Origin of the sequence: Rhodococcus sp. BP-332 (assembly GCF_019836065.1) — a bacterium.
In the GTDB taxonomy this organism is placed as follows: Bacteria; Actinomycetota; Actinomycetes; order Mycobacteriales; family Mycobacteriaceae; genus Rhodococcoides.
Genome location: NZ_JABUEC010000004.1, coordinates 564641 through 586468 on the forward strand (window position 1 = coordinate 564641; position 21828 = coordinate 586468).

15 protein-coding genes are annotated in these 21828 nt (G+C 70.1%); 9 read left to right on the forward strand and 6 right to left on the reverse strand.

The features are described 5' to 3' along the window. The first annotated feature begins 8 nt into the window (after positions 1 to 8). From HQ314_RS17985 to HQ314_RS17995, 3 genes are all read left to right on the forward strand, one after another. Positions 9 to 5654, forward strand: coding sequence for an IniB N-terminal domain-containing protein (locus HQ314_RS17985; protein WP_222650781.1), 5646 nt, complete (start codon positions 9 to 11; stop codon positions 5652 to 5654). 146 nt (positions 5655 to 5800) lie between these two features. Further along, on the forward strand, positions 5801 to 7723 hold the full coding sequence (locus HQ314_RS17990) for a dynamin family protein (protein ID WP_056444035.1): 1923 nt from the start codon (positions 5801 to 5803) through the stop codon (positions 7721 to 7723). Beyond that, positions 7720 to 9189 (forward strand): dynamin family protein, encoded by a 1470-nt coding sequence (locus HQ314_RS17995; RefSeq protein WP_027506933.1) that lies wholly within the window; start codon positions 7720 to 7722, stop codon positions 9187 to 9189. The genes HQ314_RS17990 and HQ314_RS17995 overlap by 4 nt, the downstream gene beginning before the upstream one ends. A 2-nt stretch (positions 9190 to 9191) precedes the next feature. Here the strand turns inward: HQ314_RS17995 and HQ314_RS18000 are convergent, their stop codons facing one another. Beyond that, complete coding sequence (locus HQ314_RS18000; protein ID WP_222633014.1) at positions 9192 to 9749, reverse strand: hypothetical protein; 558 nt, start codon at positions 9747 to 9749, stop codon at positions 9192 to 9194. Between the two features lie 181 nt (positions 9750 to 9930). Between HQ314_RS18000 and HQ314_RS18005 the strand changes: the two genes are divergently transcribed. Then, on the forward strand, positions 9931 to 11226 hold the full coding sequence (locus HQ314_RS18005) for a lipase family protein (protein WP_231476455.1): 1296 nt from the start codon (positions 9931 to 9933) through the stop codon (positions 11224 to 11226). Positions 11227 to 11250: 24 nt separating this feature from the next. Here HQ314_RS18005 and HQ314_RS18010 read toward each other — a convergent pair whose 3' ends face one another. Then, positions 11251 to 12096, reverse strand: a complete 846-nt coding sequence (locus tag HQ314_RS18010; protein WP_222650782.1) for a hypothetical protein — start codon at positions 12094 to 12096, stop codon at positions 11251 to 11253. 151 nt (positions 12097 to 12247) lie between these two features. Here HQ314_RS18010 and HQ314_RS18015 point away from each other — a divergent pair, with 151 nt between their 5' ends. After that, on the forward strand, positions 12248 to 12964 hold the full coding sequence (locus HQ314_RS18015) for an SDR family oxidoreductase (protein WP_222650783.1): 717 nt from the start codon (positions 12248 to 12250) through the stop codon (positions 12962 to 12964). A 5-nt stretch (positions 12965 to 12969) separates the two neighbouring features. Here HQ314_RS18015 and HQ314_RS18020 read toward each other — a convergent pair whose 3' ends face one another. Continuing rightward, complete coding sequence (locus tag HQ314_RS18020; protein ID WP_308119463.1) at positions 12970 to 14097, reverse strand: ABC transporter permease subunit; 1128 nt, start codon at positions 14095 to 14097, stop codon at positions 12970 to 12972. Between the two features lies 1 nt (position 14098). Further along, positions 14099 to 14956 carry an ABC transporter ATP-binding protein gene (locus HQ314_RS18025; RefSeq protein WP_222650784.1) on the reverse strand — a complete coding sequence of 286 codons (858 nt, stop codon included), beginning with the start codon at positions 14954 to 14956 and terminating at the stop codon, positions 14099 to 14101. Between the two features lie 452 nt (positions 14957 to 15408). Between HQ314_RS18025 and dnaK the strand changes: the two genes are divergently transcribed. From dnaK to HQ314_RS18045, 4 genes are read left to right on the forward strand one after another with little or no spacing between them, the layout of a single operon-like run. Next, positions 15409 to 17253 carry a molecular chaperone DnaK gene (dnaK, locus tag HQ314_RS18030; protein WP_222650785.1) on the forward strand — a complete coding sequence of 615 codons (1845 nt, stop codon included), beginning with the start codon at positions 15409 to 15411 and terminating at the stop codon, positions 17251 to 17253. Beyond that, on the forward strand, positions 17250 to 17858 hold the full coding sequence (gene grpE / locus HQ314_RS18035; protein ID WP_222650786.1) for a nucleotide exchange factor GrpE: 609 nt from the start codon (positions 17250 to 17252) through the stop codon (positions 17856 to 17858). The genes dnaK and grpE overlap by 4 nt, the downstream gene beginning before the upstream one ends. A gap of 43 nt (positions 17859 to 17901) precedes the next feature. Continuing rightward, positions 17902 to 19083 carry a molecular chaperone DnaJ gene (gene dnaJ / locus HQ314_RS18040; RefSeq protein WP_027506926.1) on the forward strand — a complete coding sequence of 394 codons (1182 nt, stop codon included), beginning with the start codon at positions 17902 to 17904 and terminating at the stop codon, positions 19081 to 19083. A 27-nt stretch (positions 19084 to 19110) separates the two neighbouring features. Further along, a complete protein-coding gene (locus tag HQ314_RS18045) occupies positions 19111 to 19533 on the forward strand; it encodes a heat shock protein transcriptional repressor HspR (protein ID WP_027506925.1) in 423 nt (140 codons plus the stop codon). Between the two features lie 3 nt (positions 19534 to 19536). On the opposite strand, the gene HQ314_RS18050 is transcribed toward HQ314_RS18045, so the two are convergent. Together HQ314_RS18050 and HQ314_RS18055 are read right to left on the reverse strand one after the other, a co-directional pair. Continuing rightward, positions 19537 to 20286 carry an FAD-binding oxidoreductase gene (locus tag HQ314_RS18050; RefSeq protein ID WP_308119464.1) on the reverse strand — a complete coding sequence of 250 codons (750 nt, stop codon included), beginning with the start codon at positions 20284 to 20286 and terminating at the stop codon, positions 19537 to 19539. Between the two features lie 19 nt (positions 20287 to 20305). Further along, positions 20306 to 21781 (reverse strand): trehalose-6-phosphate synthase, encoded by a 1476-nt coding sequence (locus HQ314_RS18055; RefSeq protein WP_027506923.1) that lies wholly within the window; start codon positions 21779 to 21781, stop codon positions 20306 to 20308. Positions 21782 to 21828: the final 47 nt, after the last annotated feature.

Below are 21828 nucleotides of genomic sequence, written 5' to 3' on the forward strand. Positions count from 1 at the left end.
AGATCCCGATGGCCACGAACGCCGTACTCGACTTCATCCTCAGCCTTCTTCGCGACGACAAGGCCGCCGCCGCCTACTGCGCGAACCCCCAGGCCTCGCTGGACGCTGCCGGCCTGCCCGACGTGTGCCACGCCGACATCGTGGCCGTGGCGCCCATGGTCGCCGAGTCCGGACTGTTCGCCGGCGGATCGCGTCTCGCCTCGATCGTGAACGCGGGCAGCTCCTCCAACGTCGTGAACTCGACCGTCGTGAATGCGGGCAGCGTGAACAACAGCACCGTCTTCGGCGGCAACAACGTCGCCGTCGGCGGCCCCACGTTCGGCAGCAACGCGGTGAACTTCGGAAACAACAACAACAACGGAAATTTCAGCAACAACAACTTCGGGGGCTTCGACCTGGGTGGCTTCACCTTCAGCCCGACCCTCATCGGTGGCGGCCTGGCGATCGGCAGCATCGGCAACATCGGCAACCTGAACCTCGGTGACCTGGATCTGAGCGGCCTGAACCTGGCCTCGCTCGACCTCAGCGGTCTGAACCTGGCCTCGCTGGACCTCGGCGGAATCGGCGACATCGACCTGCTCGGCGGACTCGACCTCAGCCTCATCGACCTGGGCGACCTCGACATCGCGGGCCAGTTCACCACCGTCCTCGCCCTCGTCCTGGCCAACGGACTCTCTCTCGGTGGCGACCTCGCCGCCGAGTTCGGTGCCGCACTGGGCGCGGCGTTCGACGCCTTCCTCGCCCTCGGCGGCGTCCTCGACCTCGACACGCTCGTCGACCTCAGCGCCACCCTGGCCGGTGCGCTCACCGCAGCACTCGGCCTCGGCGTGGGTGCCGGAGCCCAGCTCACGGCCGCTCTCGACGCCGTGCTCGGCACCGTCGCCGGTCTCGACCTCGACGCCGTGGTCGGTCTGTCCGGCGTTCTCTCCAACGCACTCTCGGTGGGCGGTGTGCTCGGCGCGAATGTCGGCGCCGCACTCGGTGGCGTGCTCGGCGCAGCGGTCACCGCCGGTGGCTCGCTCGGCGCCGATCTGGCCGCCGCCCTCACCGCCGGACTCGATGTCGCCGGATCGCTCGGTGTCGTCGTCGGTGGCGCGCTCGGTGTGACCACCGACATCACCGCTGCTCTCTCGGGTGCTCTCGCCGCTGCCGTCGACGTCGCCGGTGATCTCGGCGCGACGCTGACCACCATCCTCGACGCGAACGTCGTCGCCGCGCTCGCAGGCACGCTGACCACCGAGCTCTCCGCGGCTCTCGGCGCAGCCCTCGCTGCCGGCGGAGACGTCGCCGGTGAGTTCGGCGCCTCCCTCGGCGCGCTCCTCGGAGCCGTCGCCGGCCTGTCCGGCGCACTCGACCTCGACGCTCTTCTCGGCGTCGGCGGCACCCTCGGCGCGACCCTCGCCGGTGTGCTCGGCCTCGGTGGCGGTATCGGTGCGCAGCTCGGCGCCGCGCTCGACGGTGTCCTGGAGTTGGCCGGTGGCCTGGACCTCGCGGCCGCCCTGGCCGGCGGAGCCGACATCGCGGCCACGCTCGGCGCCACTCTCTCCACTGCCCTCAGCGGCGTGCTGGTCGCCGGCGGTACCGTCTCCGGCACGCTCGGCGCGGCCTTCGGTGCCGCCCTCGGCGGCGTCCTGGGGGCCGACCTCGGTGCTCAGCTGGTCGGACTGCTGGCCGGTGAGCTGGACCTCGGTGCGGCACTGGCCACCATCCTCGACGGCGCTCTCGGCCTCGGCGGCCTCCTGGACATCGGCGCTCTCGCCGACCTCGGTGCCCTGCTCGACGTCGACGGCGCACTCGGCCTCGGTGCCGGTGTCCTGGCCACGCTCGGCGGTTCCCTCAAGGCTCTCCTCGGTGCGGGCGGCCTGCTCGGTGGCGATCTGACCGCACTGCTCGGTGCCGATCTCGGTGCTCAGCTCGCTGCCGCGCTGGCCGGCGCTCTCGCCGTCGGCGGCGACCTGGGCGGCGACCTCGGACTCGCCCTCGGCGGCGTGCTCGCCGGACTCGTGGACGTGGCGGGCGGTCTCGACGTCGACGCGGTGGCCGGACTCGGTGCCACCCTCGCCGCAGCCCTCACCGGCGCACTCGGTGTCGGCGCAGGGCTCACCGGTGGACTCGCAGCGGGCCTCACCGCTCAGCTCGGTGCCGCTCTCGACGGTGTCCTCGGCCTGGCCGGCGATCTCGACCTGCTCGGCGGACTCGGCGTGCTGGGCGACCTGAACGTGCTGAACGACCTCAGCGTCCTCGGCGACCTGGACCTCGCGGCCACCCTCGGTACCGCACTCTCCGGCGCTCTCGCCGCCGGCGGCGCGGTGGCAGCCAACCTCGGTGCCACGCTCGGCGCGGCCCTCGGTGGTGTCCTGTCCGGCGACCTCGGCGCCGAGCTCGTCGGCCTGCTCGCCGGTGGTCTGGACCTCGGTGCCGGCCTCACCACCCTGCTGGGCGGTGTCCTCGATCCGTCCGGTGCCCTCGGCCTCGGCGGCGACCTCGTCGCCACGCTCGGCACCTCGCTCGCAGCCGTGCTCGGTGCGGGCGGTCTGCTCGACGCCGATCTCGCGGGCCTGCTGACCGGCGGCCTCGCCGCGCAGCTCTCCGCCGCACTCGCGACGGCTCTCGCGGCCGGCGGCGACGTGGCGGCGAACGTGGGCCTGGCCCTGGGCGACGTGCTCGGCACGGTCACCGCGGGTCTGGACCTGGACGGCGTCCTCGGCGCCGACCTCGCAGCGGCGCTCACCGCGGCCCTCGGCCTCGACGGCGACCTGACCGGTGGACTCACCGCGCAGCTCGCCGGCGCGCTCGACGCCGCACTCGGTGTGGTCGGAGGCGCCGACATCACGGCCGCGCTCACGGGCGCACTCGCCGCCGGTGGCGACGTCGCCGCAGGACTGGGCGCGACACTCGGCACCACCCTCGCTGCCGTGCTCGGCGCCGACCTCGGCGCCCAGCTCACCGGACTGCTGGCAGGCGGCGCCGATCTCGGTACCGCACTGACCGCCGTCCTGGGCGGCGCTCTCGACCTCGACGGGGTCTTCGGCATCGGTGCCGACGCGGCCGCCGGCCTGGTCGGCACGCTCGGCACCACGCTCGCCGCCGCACTGAACACCGGCGGACTGACCGACGTCGACCTCACCGCACTGCTCGGCGGCGACCTCACCGCCGTCCTGGGCGCCGCACTCTCCGGCGCCCTGGGCGCCGGCGGCGCACTGGGTGGCGACCTCGGCCTGGCACTGGGCGGGCTCGTCGGTGCGGCCACCGACCTCACGGCCGGCGCCGATCTCGGACTGGTCCTCGCCGGTGCACTCGGTGTCACCGGCGATGCCGCCGCCACGCTCTCGGGCGCACTCGAGGCGATGCTGGGAGCTGCGGGCGGTCTCGACCTCACCGCGATCCTCGGTGCCGACGCGGACGTCGCCGCCACCGTCGGAGCCGCGCTCAGCGCAGCACTGTCGGCCGGTGGCCCGCTGGCCGCGAACGTGGGCGCCGCCCTCGGCGGCGTGCTCGGGACCGCCCTGTCGGGCGACCTCGGCGCACAGCTCGCAGGTCTGTTGGGCGGCGGCGTCGATCTGGACGCCGCACTCGGCACGGTCCTCGGCGGCGCACTCGGACTCGGCGGGCTGGTCGATCTCGACGGGCTCGCAGATCTGGACGGGCTCGGAGCCGTCGGCGGTCTGCTCGACGCCGACCTGCTGGGCGGCCTGACCGGCGCACTGGACACCGACATCGTCGGTGCGCTCGCCGGCTCGCTCGGCGCTGCCCTCGGCGCCGGCGGGCTGCTCACCGGTGACCTGCAGGCACTGCTCGGCGGCGATGTGGCGGCGCAGCTGTCCACCGCCCTCGGCGTGGCTCTCGGCCTCGGCGGCGACGCTGCCGGTGAACTCGGACTCGCCCTCGGCGGCGTCCTCGCCGGCGTCACCGACCTGACCGCGGGTGCCGATCTGGGTGCCGCCGTCACCGCCGCTCTCGGCATCACCGGTGAGGGTGCGGCCACCCTGGCCGGCGCCCTGAACACGGCGCTCGGACTCGGCGGGGCGCTCGATCTCGACGGCCTGGTCGGCGGAGATCTCGCCGCCACGGTCGGCGCTGCACTCGGCGGTGCTCTGGCCGCCGGCGGCGACGTCGCCGCCACGGTCGGCGCCACTCTCGGTGCCGCTCTCGGGGGCTCCCTGACCGCCGATCTGCAGGCCCAGCTCGGTGCACTGCTGGCCGGTGGGCTGGACCTCGACGCCGCGCTCGGCACGGTGCTCGGTGCGGCTCCGGATCTCGATCTGGACGCCGACCTCGCCGGCCTGCTCGGCGGCGCTGTCTCGACCGGCCTCGGCCTGGTCGCGGGAGTCGGCCTGCCCGACACGGACCTGCCGGACCTCACGGGCAGCCTGGCCGCGGCACTGGGACTGGGCGGCGCAGCCGCAGCAGGACTGGGAACCGCACTGGGCACGGTCCTCGGCGGCACGGTGCTCGCCGATCTGGATGCGAACGGACTGCTCGAGGGTGACCTCGGCGGCATCGTCTCCGCCGCACTCGGCGACGCACTGAACGTCGGCGGTGTCCTCGACCTGGAGACCGACCCGGTCGGCCAGTTCGGCGCGGCGCTCAACGGGGCGCTCGGCCTCGTCGGCGGCGTGGACACCGGCGCCCTGGGCGACCTGCCCGCGACGCTGACCGCAGCCTTCGGCGTCGGCGGCACGGCGGGTGCGGAGCTCGGCGGAGCCTTCGGCGCTCTGCTCGACATCGCCGGCGGCGGCGATCCGGTGGCGTCCCTGGGAACGGCACTCGGAGCCACGGGTGACCTCACCACGATGCTCGACGCCGCACTCGACACGGCGGTCTCCGCCGGCGGCGCGCTCGACGCCGAGGGTCTGCCGATCAGCGGACTGCTCGACGCGAACACCGGCCTCGACGGCAGCCTCAGCGCACTGACCACCCTGACCGGTGGCCTCGGCGCCGTGGGTGCGGTCGCCGGCGGACTGGACGGCACCCTCACCGGTGTCGGCGGCGCGGTCACCGATCCCGACGCGGTCACCGGTGCGGTGGCGAGCCTGGGCGGCGGCCTCGCCAGCGGCCTCGGGCTGGGCCTGAACAGCGTCACGCAGGGCGGGCTCGAGCTCGGCTCGGAGCTGCAGGGCGGCCTGACCGGCGCTGCGACCGGCGCGGGCGGCGTCTTCGGCGGCTTCGAGATCTCGCCCGACGGCGAGGTCACCGGCGGACTGGACAACACGTCCGAGTTCACCGGCGCACTCGACGGCGGCATCGACGCCACCGCCGACGCGGTGGGCCAGTTCCAGAACTCCACCGACGCCGTGCTCGGCGGCGTCACCGGAGCGACCGACGGACTGGGCCTGAGCGCGGTCACCGACGTCACCGGCGACGCGCTCGGCGCAGTGACCACGGACGGCGGACTCGGCGGCGACATCGCCGGCGAGGCCACCTCCTGGCAGGACGTCGACGCCGAGGGTGCCTTCGACGGCCCCGCGGCGGCGGTCGGCGGAGTCGGCGACGGCCTCACCGACACCGTCTCCGGGCTCGGCGGCGGACTCACCGGTGGCCTGACCGACGGCCTGTCGAACACCCTCGGCGGTGGACTGAGCTCCGCGGACGACGGCCTCGACACCGGCGCTGTGGCCGATGACAACGCGGCCGACGCGGGAGACGCCAACTGATCACCCGCGCTCTGTAACACCGACGACCCCGTACGCGCTTATGCGTACGGGGTCGTCGGCGCTTACCGTGAGGGTCACACCGCCGCAGATGGTGAATGCTCACAGACGCGCTCGACCCGTTGCCACCGCAGACAGATCGGGACCACATGCAGAACGACGCACCACCCGCCGTGCAGACCGGCGCCGGGAAGACCCCCGCGCCGACGCAGGCGACGCAACTGGCCGAGCTCCTGTCCCGGATGGGCGAGGTGGCGTCCGGTGCCGGTCGCCGCGACCTTCTCGACCGGTTGACGGCGGCGCGTGAGCGGGTGCTCGATCCGCGCCTGCGCATCGTCGTGGTCGGACCGCTCAAGCAGGGCAAGAGCCAGTTCGTGAACTCGCTGCTGGGCCTCGACGTGTGTTCGGTGGGCGACGACGAGACCACCGCGGTGCCCACGATGGTCGCGTACGCGGAGACCGAGCGGGCGGAGCTGGTGGTCGGCGAGATCGGCGCCGACCCGGTGCGCATCGACATCCCCATGGCGGACATCCATGCCGTCACACCGACCGACCCGCGCGCGGAGGGTCGCGAGATCCTGCGCCTCGAGATCTCCGTGCCCAGCCCGCTGCTGAAGGACGGGCTCGTCGTCATCGACACCCCCGGCGTCGGCGGCCACGGCAACCCGCACGCCAACAGCACCCTGGGTCTGGTCACGTCGGCGGATGCCGTTCTGGTGCTGTCCGATTCGAGTCAGGAGTTCACCGAGCCCGAGGTGGCCTTCCTGCGCCAGGTGGTGACTCTGTGCCCGGCGGTCGCGTGCCTGGTGACCAAGACCGACCTGTACCCGCACTGGCGGCGCATCGTCGAGGCCGATCGCGGGCACCTCGCGCGGCAGGGCATCGACGTCCCGCTGATGCCGATCTCGTCGATGCTCCGCTCGCACGCGCTGCGGCTGAAGGACGATTCGCTCGACAAGGAGGCCGGCTTCCCGGCTCTCTACGACTTCCTCCGCGGTGTGGTGCAGCGTGCCGACGCCACCACTCGCAAGGCCGTCGCTCTCGACGTCCGCTCGGTGTCCGAGCATCTCGCCCTCGCCCTGGGCAGTGAACTCGCGGCGCTTCGCGATCCGGAGACCGCCGCCGCGGCGGTGGCCGGTCTGCAACAGGCGCGGGCCAACGCCGAGGACATGCAGAAGCGCAGCAGTCGGTGGCAGCAGACACTCAACGACGGCATCACCGATCTGGCCGCCGACATCGACCACGACCTGCGAGACCGGCTGCGCGTCATCACCCGTGAGGCGGAGGAGGCGGTCGACGGGGGAGACCCGGGCAAGGACTGGCCGCGCATCGGTGAGTGGCTCGAGGACCAGATCGCCTCCGCCGTGGGGGACAACTTCGTCTGGGCGCACGAGCGGTCCCTGTGGCTCGCCGAGACGGTCGCTCGGCACTTCGCCGAGACGGCCGATGCGCACATCCCGGCGATGAACATCGCGAACGTCGACGGCGTCATGGACCCGGTGACCTCACTGGGGGACCTCGAGTCCGGCCGGATGGGCATCACCTCGAAGGTGCTCGTGGGCATGCGCGGCTCCTACGGTGGCGTGCTCATGTTCGGACTCATCACGACGATGATGGGACTGGCCCTGCTCAATCCGATCTCGCTCGGCGCCGGAGTCCTGTTGGGCAGCAAGGCCTACAAGGACGACAAGGAGGCGCGGGTGCTCAAGCGGCGGGCCGACGCGAAGGTCGCCATCCGCAAGTTCACCGACGACGTCAGCTTCCAGGTGGGCAAGGAGTCCAAAGACCGCCTGCGGCTCGTTCAGCGCCAGCTCCGTGACCACTTCACCGACATGGCCGATCAGACGGTGCGCTCGGTGAGCGACTCGCTGCGGGCCGCGCAGGAGGCGGCGACCGGCGCCTCGTCCGAGCGTGCCGCGCGCACAGCCGAACTGGAGCAGTCACTGAAGAAGATCTCTGCACTGCGCAGCATCGCGCAGAAGCTCGACCCCGAGGCCGTCGAGGCCGCCGAGGCAGACAAGGTCGTCGAGGCGGCTCGTGCGGACCGCACGCAGATCGGTACCGGCTCGTGAGTGTCACGCTCGACCGTGCGCGGGAACTCGTCGCGGCGGCGCAGGCGGAGTACGTGCGGGAGCCGGACGTCCGGGATGCGTTGCGCGTCTGCGCGGACCGGCTCGACGAGCCGCTGCGCGTCGCGCTCGCCGGATCACTCAAGGCCGGCAAGTCGACGCTCCTCAACGCGCTCGTCGGACAGGACATCGCCCCCACCGACGCGACCGAGTGCACCCGCGTGGTCACGTGGTACCGCCGCGGGACGTCTCCCTCGGTGACGGCCCGGTACGACGGGGACCGCTCGATGAGCATCCCGGTGCTGCGTCGGGGTGGTCGACTGTCGTTCGACTTCGGCGATCTCACCGCGGACCGCGTGGACCGCCTCGACGTCGAGTGGCCGGCGCGAACCCTGGCCCGCAACACCATCATCGACACCCCCGGCACGTCGTCGCTGTCCCTGGACGTGTCCGAGCGGACGTTGTCGATGTTGACGCCCGAGGACTCCGCGTCCGGCGCCGACGCCGTGGTCTATCTCCTGCGCACCCTGAGCGCGTCCGACACGTCGTTCCTCACCCGCATCAACGACGCGGTCGGTGGCGACTCCGGCCCCCTCGGCGTGGTCGGCGTCGTCTCGCGTGCCGACGAGGTGGGCGCCGGCCGCATGGACGCGATGATGTCGGCCAAGGAAGTGGCGTCCCGCTTCGCGGTGGAACTCGAGAAGACCGGTCTGTGCCAGGCCGTCGTGCCCGTCGCCGGCCTGCTCGCCCTCGGGGCACGGACGTTGCGGCAGAGCGAGTTCGGCGCGCTCGTCGCGTTGGCCGACGCTCCGCCCGACGACCTCCAACTGGCGATGCTGTCGGCCGACCGCTTCTCCCGCCCGGACATGCCACTCCCCGTCGATGCGGAGACGCGCGCCGGACTCGTCGACCGTTTCGGGCTCTTCGGCATCCGGATGGCCGTCACGCTCATCCGCATGGGCACGCGCGATTCGCCCTCGCTCGCAAGGGAACTAGTCGAGCGCAGTGGACTCGAGGAGCTACGGCACATCATCGACGTTCAGTTCGGCGAGCGAGCCGACCAGCTCAAGGCGCACTCGGCCCTCGTCGCTCTCGATCGCGTGCTGCGCGCCTCACCGGCCGCGGGATCGCGCGCCATCATCGACGAGGTGGGATCCACCCTCGCCGACGTCCACGGGTTCAAGGAACTGCGTCTGCTCGGTCAGCTACGGGCACGCGAAGTGCGGCTGCCCGAGCCGGAGAAGGCGGAGCTCGCTCGACTGGTGGGTGCGCAGGGCACCGAGACGACGACGCGGTTGGGGCTCGATCCGGACGACTCGGTGGAACTGCAGCGCAAGACGGCCTTCGACGCGGTCCGCAGTTGGCGCTCCCGCGCGTCCCATCCGCTGCTCGACCGGTTCACGGCGCGGGCGTGCGACATCGCCGCGCGCAGCGCCGAGGGCATCCTCGCGGAGCTCGACCGCCGCTGAGATCAGCGCCGGACGGGAGCGGCTGCGAGCCATCGCCCGACGGCGGGGACGAACAGCGGAGCGGTGCCCAGCAGAGCGAGGGCCGCGACGACGAACGGCGCATACGTCGTGGGCTGCTCCAGCGCATCGGAGGTCGCGATCCAGAACGCGATCGATCCCGCGGCCGCGACGATGCCGACCACGGTCAGCGTGGATCGTCCGGTGGGGCGTCGGCCGCGGATCTGCAGGATGCCGGCCAGTCCCACCAGGAGAACGACGGCGCCGACGGCAGCACCGGCGACGAGCGTGATGAGGACCGTCGAGTCGATGTCCTCCGCCGAGGTGCCGGGGGCGTCGGCCGAGAGGACGTCGGCGAGGCGCGACCGTAGTCCCTGGTGGTCGAGTCCCAGCAGCGCGCCGGTGGCCGCCAGGACGACGAGGCACAGACTCCACAGGATCACGGCGGCATCGACGGCGCGTGGGCGCTCGTCGGGAACCGGCTCCCGCATGGGCGTCACGTGCACCGACGGGCGGGGCGGCTTCGGGGGTTGCGAGCCTTCAACACTGTCCGACGCGTTCATGGCTTCAGGCTAGAGGGTCTGTTTCCGCCCGACCCTGTTGTGGTCCGGCCCCGTCCGTTCGGGCTCGCAAAGTGATCGAGCACGAAGTCCGCGGTCGGGGTCACACGGGCTTCTCGGAAGTGGGCCCCATCACTTACGGTCAGGGCGGTAGTGGGCCCGCCTGGGCCCCGTTGTCGATGGGATGAATGTGCGGAAACTGCGGTCTGCCGGCGTCGGTCTGGTGATGTGTCTCGGTCTGTTCGGCGCGGTGGTGCCCACGGCGACCGCCGAACCCCCCGGCCCGGCGTCGAGCTTCTACACGCCCCCCTCACCGCTTCCCGCCGGGAACGACGGTGACCTCATCCGTACCGGGCCGTCGAATCTCGCACTGTCGCTTCCCTTGCCGCAGGGACCGATCCCCGGCACCGCGACGCGCCTGATGTACCGGTCGCAGGACGCCAACGACGCGCCGGTGGCCGTCACCGGGACGTACATCGACCCGTCGGCCGAGTGGACCGGCCCCGGTCCGCGCCCGCTCGTGGTGATCGCCCCCGGCACCCACGGCCAGGGCGACCAGTGCGCGCCGTCGCACCAGTTGAACAACGTCCTCACCTACACCCCCGTGCTCGGACTCATGGTCGAGTACGAGCTGCTCTCCACCTACGCGTTGCTGGCCCGCGGCTACGGCGTCGTCATCACCGACTACGACGGTCTGGGCACGCCGGGTGCGCACACCTACGTCAACCGCGCCGCCGAAGCGCACGCGGTGCTCGACGCGGCGCGCGCCGCGCAGCAACTCGGCAACACCAAGGTCGGACCCGAATCCCCGGTCGGCCTCTGGGGTTACTCCCAGGGCGGCGGCGCCGTGGCAGCGGCCGTGGAGCTCGCTCCCGAGTACGCACCGGAGCTGGACATCAAGGGCACCTACGCCGGTGCCCCCGTCGCCGATCTGGCAGCGACGCTGGCGCAGGTCGACGGCACCATCCTCACCGGTGTCATCGGCTACACCCTGAACGGTCTGCGCCGGTCCAACCCCGAGTTGGGCCCGATCATCGACGCGTCGACCAACCCGGCCGGCAAGGCTGCGCTGGCGGCACTCGAGAATCAGTGCGTCGTGGAAAGTGCACTCACCGTGGGCTTCCACCGCACCAACGAGTGGATCACCACCGGCGAATCGCTGTCGGACTACCTCAAGCGCATTCCCGAGGCGCAGACAGTTCTCGCCGAGAACAAGATCGGTAATCGCACGCCCACCACGCCGGTCTACATCGACACCGGTACGGGCGACGACATCGTTCCGCACGGCCAGGCAGTCGATCTCGCCGCAACCTGGTGTGGAAAGGGCTCGAACGTCCAGCTGAACACTCAGCAGCTGCCGTTCTTCCTCCCCGGGCTCGCGCTCGGCCACGTCCTGCCCGACTTCATCGGACTCGGCGCCGGCACCAATTGGCTCGACGCCCGGTTCCGCGACGTTCCGACAGCGGGCAACTGCGCCTGACCCGTCACCGACGAAGCGCCTCGATCACAGTCGATCGAGGCGCTTCGTCGCGTTCCGGACCCTCGAGGTCGACGCGTCCTTCTCCGACGCCGCCGCGGACCGTGCATCCTGCGCCGCCTCCAGGTCCTGGCGTGCCTTCTCGAGTTGCTCGGTCAGGGCGTCGACCGACTCCTGCAACTCGTCGACGCGATGGTCGGCCTTCTCCAGCGCCTCGGTCGCACCTTGCAGCGCAGCCTCGGCGTCGTCGAGCTCCGCCTGCGCGCGGGCTCGCTGCTCTTCCTTCTCCCGTTCGGCGGTGTCGTCGGGTTCGGGTTCTTGCGCAGGTTTGTCGTCTTCGGCGGGTTCGGGATCGACGGACACCAGCCCCATCGGGCCGAAGCCGCTGTACTCGGCGGCACCCAGCATCCGGCCGCGCCGCATCTCGTCGGCGATGTCCGCATCGGACAGCGCCGCATTCAGGCTCTGGGTCACCTCGCGCCCGACGTCCTCGCCGATCGGGTGACCGCGATCCTCCGCGATCTCCGCAGCCCGGCTCGCCAGCGCGCGCACCGCGCGTTGCCGCTGCTTCGTCAGCGTGCGGAGGGTGGTGCCCGACGGTCGACCGGCGGGCCTCCGGCCTTCCCGCAGATGTTGCTGCGCCTCACGAAGTGCTTCGCCGAGGTCGAGCAGGTCTGAGACGTCGTCCTCCGCGTCGCGCACCGTCACGTTCAGAACCCACCCGACGATCGTCGGTTTGCGCAGCGCACCGATCTGCTTGGCCAGGGCCTTGTCGCCGTCGGAACGCGCCTGCTTCTGCCGGTCCGTGCGGGTGGCGACGAAGTCGGACGGGTCCAGCCCGTACAGCTCGTCGGCCACCTCGTCGAACGTCATGCTGGTCGATTATGCCGCCACGCTGTTTCCATAGAAATTATGGATGGCAAGTCGCGGAACTATCGATAGCGTGATGGGATGATGCTGCGGGCCCGGTGCGCTGAACCTCCCGTGGCCGCGAGAGACGCGGCCGCGGAAGGGACACACCGTCATGAGCACCCTGCAGAACACCCGCATCCTTCTCGTCGGCGGCTCGTCGGGCATCGCGCGGCGCATCGCCGAGTACGCGGTCGCCGCCGGCGCGGAGGTCGTCCTCGGCAGTCGACGCCCGGAGGCCCTGGCCGACACTGTCGCCGAGCTCGGCTCGGGCGCATCGGCGGTGCACCTCGACCTCGACGACGAATCGTCCATCGCCGCCGCCGTCACCACGCTCGGACCTCTCGATCACGTCGTGTCGCTCGCGGCGAACCACGCCAACGGCCCGGTCGCAGACCTCGACCGCGCCGCCGTCGAGGGCGCATTCGCAGCCAAGGTCGTCGGACCGATCCTGCTGGCCAAGCACTTCGCGCCCACGCTGCGGGACGGCGGCTCGTTCGTGTTCTTCTCCGGTGTCGCCGCATGGAAGCCGGCGCCGGGCCTCGCCGTCATGGCCACGACCAACGGTGCTGTCGCATTCCTCGCGGAAGCGTTGGCCGTCGAACTGGCACCGTTGCGGGTCAACGCCGTGTCGCCCGGCATCGTCGACTCGGGTGCGTGGGACGGCATGGGAGACGGGAAGCAGAAGATGTTCGACGCGACGGCTGCCTCCAATCCCGCACGGCGCGTGGGCCGCCCGGAGGACGTGTCGGCAGCGGTGCTGCTCGCCCTGACCAACACCTTCGTCACCGGAACCACCCTCCACGTCGACGGGGGTGGACGGCTGAGCTGAGCGCCTCAGGCGATCCGCACGCCCCTCGGCAAGGTGCGGGCCGGAACGCGGAGTCGGCGCGCGGCGACCGTGAGTCCGAGAGCTCCCAGGATGACATTGACGGCCAGCCCGAGGTACCAACTGTCGCCGACCTTTCCGGATTCGAACGCGACCTGCTCGTCGTAGAAGCTGCGGTTCGAGGCGCTCACGCGGTAGGTCGACACGGTGTCCGCGCAGGTCGGCTCCGTCAGGTACGGGCCCGTGCGCGCCGTCGAGAGCGTCTCGGCTATCGGGCGCGCCACGCTGGGATCGGGTGGCCGCTCGTCCGACATCCAGACACGTACGCTCGGATTGTCATGTGCGGCCACCACATCCGGGAGAATGAGAAACGGGTTGGGCGCCAACAGCCACCAGATACGCTCGGTGTGCTCGTAGGAGCGCACCGTGGCCACGTCGCGACAGTCCGGAACGGTGTCGAACGAATCGTCCACGTACGTGTACTCGGCGCCCACCACCTCGTGGTCCTTCGCCGTGGTCGAGTAGAGCAGGCCGAACAGTGCCGGGAGGCCCAACACCAGGAAGAACACGGTGGCCTGCGTCAGGACGGCCGAACCTGCCGGCCGAGCGGTCAGGGCGGAGTACCCCAGCCCGATCCCGCAGTAGCACAGGAAGATCAGGCAGAGAACGATCACGCCCAGCACCGAGGTGCCGATGCCGTAGGGCGCGGCGACGATGCCCCACACAAGATACGGCGACGCCACGGCGACGAGGGCGAGGCACGACACCCACGACCCGAGAAGCTTGCCGACGGCCAACTGCCAGTGGCTGATCGGCGTCGCCTGCACCACGGCGAGCGTCGCGTCCTTGCGGTCACCGTTGATCGACGTCGCCGTGAGGGTGGGGGCGAGGACCACGCCGAGGAACAGCTCGACTCCCAGTACGACCGCGTAGAGATTGCGCGCCCAGCCGTCGTAGTTCGCATCGGCCTCGTCCACCGACAGTGCCAGATACATCGACCCGAACACGGCCAGCGACATGACCGTGAACGTGACGGCCAGGGTGATGCGCCACCGGGTGGTGCGCAGTCGCTGCCGGAGTTCGAGGCCGATCAGTACGCCGACCACCGACCACCAGCTGCTCATCCGTGCCGCCACGTCAGGTCCTGTCCGCGTCGAGTGCGAGGTACGCGTTCTCGAGTTCCGAGTCGACGCGGGCGAACTCGGCGACGAGCACCCCCGAGTCGACGACCGTGCGCAGGTGTCGCGCCGCGGCCTCCTCGTCGGGGAAGCGCAGGATGTCGGCCGACGAAACAGGCCGGCCCACCGCGCGTAGTCGCCACGATCGTTCGGTGGCGGGTGCCGACTCCCGCGTGCGCCCGTCCGTCATCACGAGCACGTCGTCCACCATCTCCGACAGTTCGGTGAGGATGTGGCTCGACACCAGCACTGCGCATCCGTTGTCGGCGAGCCGGCGGACCTCGTCGCGCAGTTCGACTCGCGAGCGCGGGTCCATGCCGGACGCCGGCTCGTCGAGCAGCAGGATGCGCGGTCGGTGGACCAGAGCGCGGGCGAACCCGAGCCGCTGCTTCTGGCCGCGGGACAACTCGTGCGCGGGTCGGTCGGCGCGATCGTCGAGGTGGACCTGCTGCAGCAGTTCGGCGGCGCGGGCCCGGGCGTCCTGCGAGGACAGCCCGTGCAGCCGTCCGAACGTCGACAGGATCTCGGACGCGGTGAGGCTGTCCCAGGTGCCGAAGACGTCGGGCATCCACCCCACGGCCCGCCGGAGTGCGACCGTCTCGACCGGAGACCCGTCCAGCTCGAGGGTCCCGGAGTCGGGAGCCAGGAGGCCGGCGAGCATCAGCAGCAGTGTCGTCTTGCCGGCGCCGTTGGGTCCGACCAGCCCGGTCACGCTGCCAGGGGTCAGAGTGACGTCGGCGTGGGCGACTGCTGTGTGGCGTCCGAATGTGCGGGTGAGACCTCGGGCCGTCAGGGTCGTGCCGGGAACCGGTGACATGCCGTGGACCCTAACCGTCGGACGTGCGTGTTCAGCCACACTCTCGCGTCGAATTCCGCGGATCTGCAGAAAGCCTCGCGATCGGGTGGGTTCACACGCGCCGACCATGCGTGAGTGCCCTCAACTTGCTGCCGGAGGCGGGATCCCGTCGATCCGGTCGACCTGTGGATGCTGAGGCACGGCCGAGTGCAGGTTTTGCCACATTTTCGCGTCGAATGCTGCCGATCCGCAGAAAGCCTCGCGATCGGGTGGGTCCAGACGCGCGGACCACAGCCGGCCGACCACTCCGGGAACAAACTCGCACACCCCTCCGTTGAGCCGTACGACTGCCATTGAGCGTGGGTCACTCAAGTACGACTTGACGGAGCGAGAATCCGACAGGCAGACTTGAGCGCAGTTCGCTCAGGCAGACGCTCGAACGATCACAGCAGCATCTATCAGGAGGTCTTCACATGGCTCGTGCGGTCGGAATCGACCTCGGGACCACCAACTCGGTCGTGTCCGTCCTGGAGGGCGGCGAACCGGTCGTGGTGGCCAACTCCGAGGGTGCACGCACCACCCCGTCCATCGTCGCGTTCGCCAAGAACGGAGAGGTTCTCGTCGGCCAGTCCGCGAAGAACCAGGCCGTCACGAACGTCGACCGGACCATTCGCTCCGTCAAGCGCCACATCGGCACTGACTGGACCGTCGGCATCGACGACAAGAAGTACACGTCGCAGGAGATCAGCGCGCGCACGCTCATGAAGCTCAAGCGTGACGCCGAGGCGTACCTGGGCGAGGAGATCACGGACGCCGTCATCACCGTGCCCGCGTACTTCGAGGACGCACAGCGTCAGGCCACGAAGGAAGCCGGCCAGATCGCCGGCCTCAACGTCCTGCGCATCGTCAACGAGCCCACCGCCGCCGCTCTGGCGTACGGCCTGGACAAGGGCGAGAAGGAACAGACCATCCTCGTGTTCGACCTCGGTGGCGGCACGTTCGACGTGTCCCTGCTCGAGATCGGCGACGGTGTCGTCGAGGTCCGCGCCACATCCGGTGACAACCACCTCGGTGGCGACGACTGGGACGAGCGCATCGTCACCTGGCTCGTCGACAAGTTCAAAGCTCAGAACGGCATCGATCTGACCAAGGACAAGATGGCTCTCCAGCGCCTGCGTGAGGCTGCGGAGAAGGCCAAGATCGAGCTGTCCTCGAGCCAGAGCACGTCCATCAACCTGCCGTACATCACGGTGGACTCGGACAAGAACCCGCTCTTCCTCGACGAGCAGCTCAGCCGCTCCGAGTTCCAGAAGATCACCGCCGATCTGCTCGACCGCACCCGCGCGCCGTTCCAGGCCGTGGTCAAGGACTCGGGCATCGCGGTCAAGGACATCGACCACGTCGTGCTCGTCGGTGGCTCCACCCGTATGCCGGCCGTCTCCGACCTGGTCAAGGAGCTCTCCGGTGGACGCGAGCCCAACAAGGGCGTCAACCCGGACGAGGTCGTGGCCGTCGGCGCCGCACTGCAGGCCGGTGTGCTCAAGGGTGAGGTCAAGGACGTTCTGCTCCTCGACGTCACGCCGCTGTCCCTCGGCATCGAGACCAAGGGTGGCGTGATGACCAAGCTCATCGAGCGCAACACCACCATCCCCACCAAGCGGTCCGAGACCTTCACCACGGCGGACGACAATCAGCCGTCGGTGCAGATCCAGGTCTTCCAGGGTGAGCGCGAGATCGCGTCGCACAACAAGCTTCTCGGCTCGTTCGAGCTGACGGAGCTGCCGCCCGCCCCGCGCGGTGTGCCCCAGATCGAGGTCACGTTCGACATCGACGCCAACGGCATCGTGCACGTGACGGCGAAGGACAAGGGCACCGGCAAGGAGAACACGATCAAGATCCAGGAGGGCTCCGGCCTCTCCAAGGAGGAGATCGAGCGCATGGTCAAGGACGCCGAGGCTCACGCCGAGGAGGACAAGACCCGTCGCGAGGAGGCCGAGACCCGCAACCAGGCCGAGTCGCTCGTCTACCAGACGGAGAAGTTCGTCAAGGACAACGAGGACAAGGTTCCTGCGGAGACCAAGGAGAAGGTCGAGTCGGCCATCGCCGAGGCTCGCACTGCTCTGAACGGCACCGACATCGCTGCCATCAAGGCAGCGGTGGAGAAGCTGAGCACGGAGTCGCAGGCTCTGGGTCAGGCACTGTACGAGTCGGCAGCAGCCGACGGAGCAGGTGCCGACGGCGCCGCCCCGACCGACGGTAGCGACGATGTCGTCGACGCCGAGGTCGTGGACGAGCCGGTCGACACGGACAAGAAGTGAGTGCTGAGGACACCGGGAAGGTAGACGCACCCGACGTCGACCCCGCCGTGGAGGAGTCCCTCGCGGGCTCCGCCACGGCGCCCCAGCCCGGTGACGTGGAGGACGAAGCAGTGGTTCTCGAGGCAGAGATGTCCGAGGGTTCCGTGGATTCCGAGACTGCACCCGAGAGGGACGAGCTGTCCGAGCGGACGGCCGACCTGCAGCGCCTCAGCGCCGAGTTCGCCAACTACCGGCGACGCGTCGCTCGGGACAAGCAGGTGGACATCGACAACGCCAAGGCGTCGGTGTTGGCCGAGTTGCTGGGTGTGCTCGACGATCTCGATCGGGCGCGCAAGCACGGTGACCTCGAGACGGGGCCGCTGAAGTCGGTGGCGGACAAGCTCGAATCCGTCATCACCGCACAGGGTCTCGTCGCCTTCGGTGACGAGGGCGACGCGTTCGACCCTGCGCTGCACGAGGCCGTGCAGCACGAGGGCGACGGCACCGATCCGGTCGTCGGCAGCGTGTTCCGCAAGGGGTACAAGGTGCGTGATCGAGTTCTGCGCACCGCCATGGTCGCCGTCGTCGACGGTTCGGGCGCCGACGCGGCATCCGACCAGGCATAGTTCGACTACAACGAAGATGTGATGTGAGAGGAGGAGGCGACCGGTGAGCCAACGGGAGTGGATAGAGAAGGACTTCTACAAGGAGCTGGGCGTCTCCTCCTCCGCGTCGCAGGACGAGATCAAGAAGGCGTACCGCAAGCTCGCGCGCGACAACCATCCGGACTCCAATCCGGGGGACGCGAAAGCGGAGGAGCGCTTCAAGGCGGTCAGCGAGGCCAATGCGGTGCTCTCCGACCCCGCGAAGCGCAAGGAGTACGACGAGGCCCGATCACTGTTCGCCAGTGGTGGTTTCGGCCGGGGCGGGTTCTCGCCGGGCGGCGGAACCAACTTCGGCGGCGGGGGTACGGCCGGCGGATTCGACGTCGGTGACCTCTTCGGAGGTGCCGGTGGCGGAGCCGATCTCGGTGATCTGTTCGGCGGGTTGTTCAACCGTGGCGCGGCCGGTGGTCGTACCCAGGCCGCGTCGTCACGTCCGCGGCGTGGGAGTGATCTCGCTGCCGAGGTGACACTCGACTTCCGTGACGCGGCGGTGGGAACGTCGGTCCCGCTGTCCATCACGAGCCCGTCGTCGTGCACCACCTGCCACGGGAGCGGCGCGAAGCCCGGCACGAGCCCGCGGGTCTGCCCGCGGTGCAACGGTGCCGGTGTGGTCAGCCGCAACCAGGGCGCGTTCGGCTTCAGCGAGCCGTGCGACGACTGCCGGGGCACCGGGTCGATCATCGACGATCCGTGCACCGACTGCCGCGGCACCGGCGTGCAGAACCGCACCCGGTCGGTGACGGTGCGGGTTCCCGCCGGTGTCAGTGACGGGCAACGTGTCCGAGTGGCCGGCCGAGGCGAGGCCGGTCTGCGCGGCGCTGCCGCCGGCGATCTGCTGGTGACCGTGCACGTGAAGAGCGACGCCGTGTTCGGCCGCACGGGTGACGATCTCACCCTCACGGTTCCCGTCGCGTACAGCGAACTGGTGCTCGGCACGACGTTGTCGGTGCCGACGCTCGACGGCCGAGTCGGTCTGAAGGTTCCGGCAGGCACGGTGGACGGCCGCACCTTCCGGGTGAAGGGTCGCGGCATTCCCAAGAAGTCGAAGATCGGTGACCTGTTGGTCACGGTGAAGGTGGCCGTGCCGTCCGAGTTGGACGACGCGGCACGTGATGCCCTCGAGGCCTACGCTGCGGCGGAGAAGGCGAGTGGTTTCGATCCCCGCTCCGGGTGGCCCGGAGCCTGACGGTTCTGATGCGAGAGGAGAGATGAGATGACTCGGACGCCCAGCGATCCGCAGGATGCGCGCGACGCAGGCGCGGACCCGGATGCCCGGATCTTCGTCATCTCCGTCGCCGCCGAGCTCGCCGGCATGCACGCCCAGACACTGCGCACCTACGACCGTCTCGGACTGGTGACGCCGTTCCGCACCACCGGCGGTGGGCGACGGTACTCTCCGCGCGACGTCGCGCTGCTCCGCGAGGTGCAGCGTCTCTCGCAGGACGAGGGCGTCAATCTGGCGGGTATCAAGCGCATCATCGAACTCACCAATCAGGTGGAGGCGCTGCAGGCCCGCGTCACCGAGATGGCGACCGAGCTGGCCAAGGTTCACGCCGGGTACCGACGCGATCTCGTTCCGGTGCAACGCAGTAACGCGCTCGTCGTGTGGACGCCGCGCAACCCGAAGCAGACCTGACCCTCACCCCGTGCGGATGTTCTCCGCCGGGGTTCCCGTCGTCACCAGGGCACGCGTCGTGAAGCTCGACATCGCCGGTGATCCGCACACCAGCACGCGCTGCGACAGGTACGGCCCGCGCCGCGCCACCACCTCGCCGACGCGGCCGACGAGGTACTCGTGAAGTGCGAAGCCGGAGTCGGGTGCCGTCTGCAGCCGCACGGCCTCGGCGGCATCGAAGAACTCGTCGCGGTACGGCGGGTCCACGGGCTCGTCCACCACCGGGATCACCGTGAGCCATGGCGCTGATCGCGCCATCAGGGACAGCATGTCGGCGGCATAGAGATCGCGGGGGTGCCTGCCTCCCACGTAGAGCCGCACCCGCGGAGGCCGTGGCCGACGTGCCAGGCCCAGCAGCAGTGCGCGCATCGGTGCGAGACCCGTTCCGCCCGCGACCATCACGACGTCGTCGTCGGTGTCGTCGACACGGAGGTCGCCCGCCGGGTCGTCGAGAGTCCAGATGTCGCCCTCACGGGTCTCGCGGACGATGCTGCGACTGACCCAGCCTGCCGGTACCTCGCGAATGTGGAACTCGTACTTGCCGTCTCGCGACGGGGGTAGGGCGGGGGAGTACCGACGAGGCAGGTGTGGCGAGGTGGGCACCGTCACGGCGACGGACTGCCCCGCGGCGAACGGAACCAGCTCGCCGACGAGGCGGACGATCAGAAGATCACGGCGCAGCCGATGGCACTGCACCACTTGCGCTTCGACCACGGTCACCGGTCTTCGCGCATCACATCGTCGCCTGACCGATGTCCCGGTTGGAGATCATCTGGTTGGGCTCCTCGTCGCCGGTGCGTCCCAGCGCGGCGAGGAACGACCGCGCCCAGCGATCGACGTCGTGCGCGAGCACCTGCCGCCGCATCGCCCGGATGTGGCGTCGGCCCGATTCCGGCGTCTGCTCTATCGCGGCCATCATCGCGTCCTTGACGCTGTTCAGGTCGTGTGGGTTGCACTGGTACGCCTGGCGCAGTTCGGCTGCGGCGCCGGTGAACTCGCTGAGCACGAGGGAACCGCCCAGGTCGCTGCGGCACGCCACGTACTCCTTGGCGACGAGGTTCATGCCGTCGCGGATGGGCGTCACCAGCATGACGTCGGCGGCCACGTAGTAGGCGATGAGCTCCTCGCGCGGAATGGGACGGTGCAGGTAGTGCACCACCGGATGTCCGACGCGGCTGAACTCGCCGTTGATGCGCCCGACCATGCCCTCGATCTCACCGCGCATCTGCTTGTAGCTCTCGACGCGTTCGCGGCTCGGTGTGGCCAGCTGGATCATCACGACGTCCTCGGGATCCACCCGGCCCTCGGTCAGCAATTCCAGGAACGCCTCGAGACGGACGTCGATGCCCTTGGTGTAGTCGAGTCGGTCGACGCCCAGCATGATCGTCTTCGGATTGCCCAGCTCTTCGCGCATCTCTCGTGCACGATCGCGCACCGGCTTACGCCGCGACTTCTCGTCGAGATCGCCCGAGTCGATGGAGATGGGGAAGGCGCCCACGCGCACGGACCGGAAACCCACCTGCACCACACCGAGTTTGGAGCGGACTCCGATGTTGCCGCGCGAGGTCGGCTGGCCGGCGAGACGCCGTGCGAGGTAGAGGAAGTTCTGCGCGCCGCCCGGCAGATGGAAGCCGATGAGATCCGCGCCCAGCAGGCCCTCGACGATCTCGGTGCGCCACGGCATCTGCATGAACAGCTCGACGGGCGGGAACGGGATGTGCAGGAAGAAGCCGATCGTCAGATCGGGGCGCAGCATGCGCAGCATCTTCGGAACCAGCTGGAGTTGGTAGTCCTGGATCCACACGGTGGCGTTCTCGGCGGCCGCCTTGGACGTGGCCTCGGCGAAGCGTCGGTTCACCTCGACGTAGGCGTCCCACCAGCTCCGGTCGTAGACGGGCCGGACGATGACGTCGTGGTAGAGCGGCCACAGGGTGGCATTGGAGAAGCCCTCGTAGTAGTCGGCGACCTCCTGCTGCGAGAGCGGGACCGGGACCAGCTCGAGGCCGTCGTCCTCGAACGGATCGACGTCGACGTCGGGGACACCGGCCCATCCGACCCAGGCGCCGTTGTTGCTCCGCAGGATCGGCTCGAGCGCGGTGACGAGACCACCGGGGCTGCGCTTCCAGACTCGGGAACCGTCGGGCGCGGTGTCGAGGTCCACAGGCAACCTGTTGGCGACGACGACGAAGTCCGAACCTGATGCGGTCACTGCTGATCCTCTGTCTCGACGTCGGGGCGCGCGGTGAGGCCGGCAGC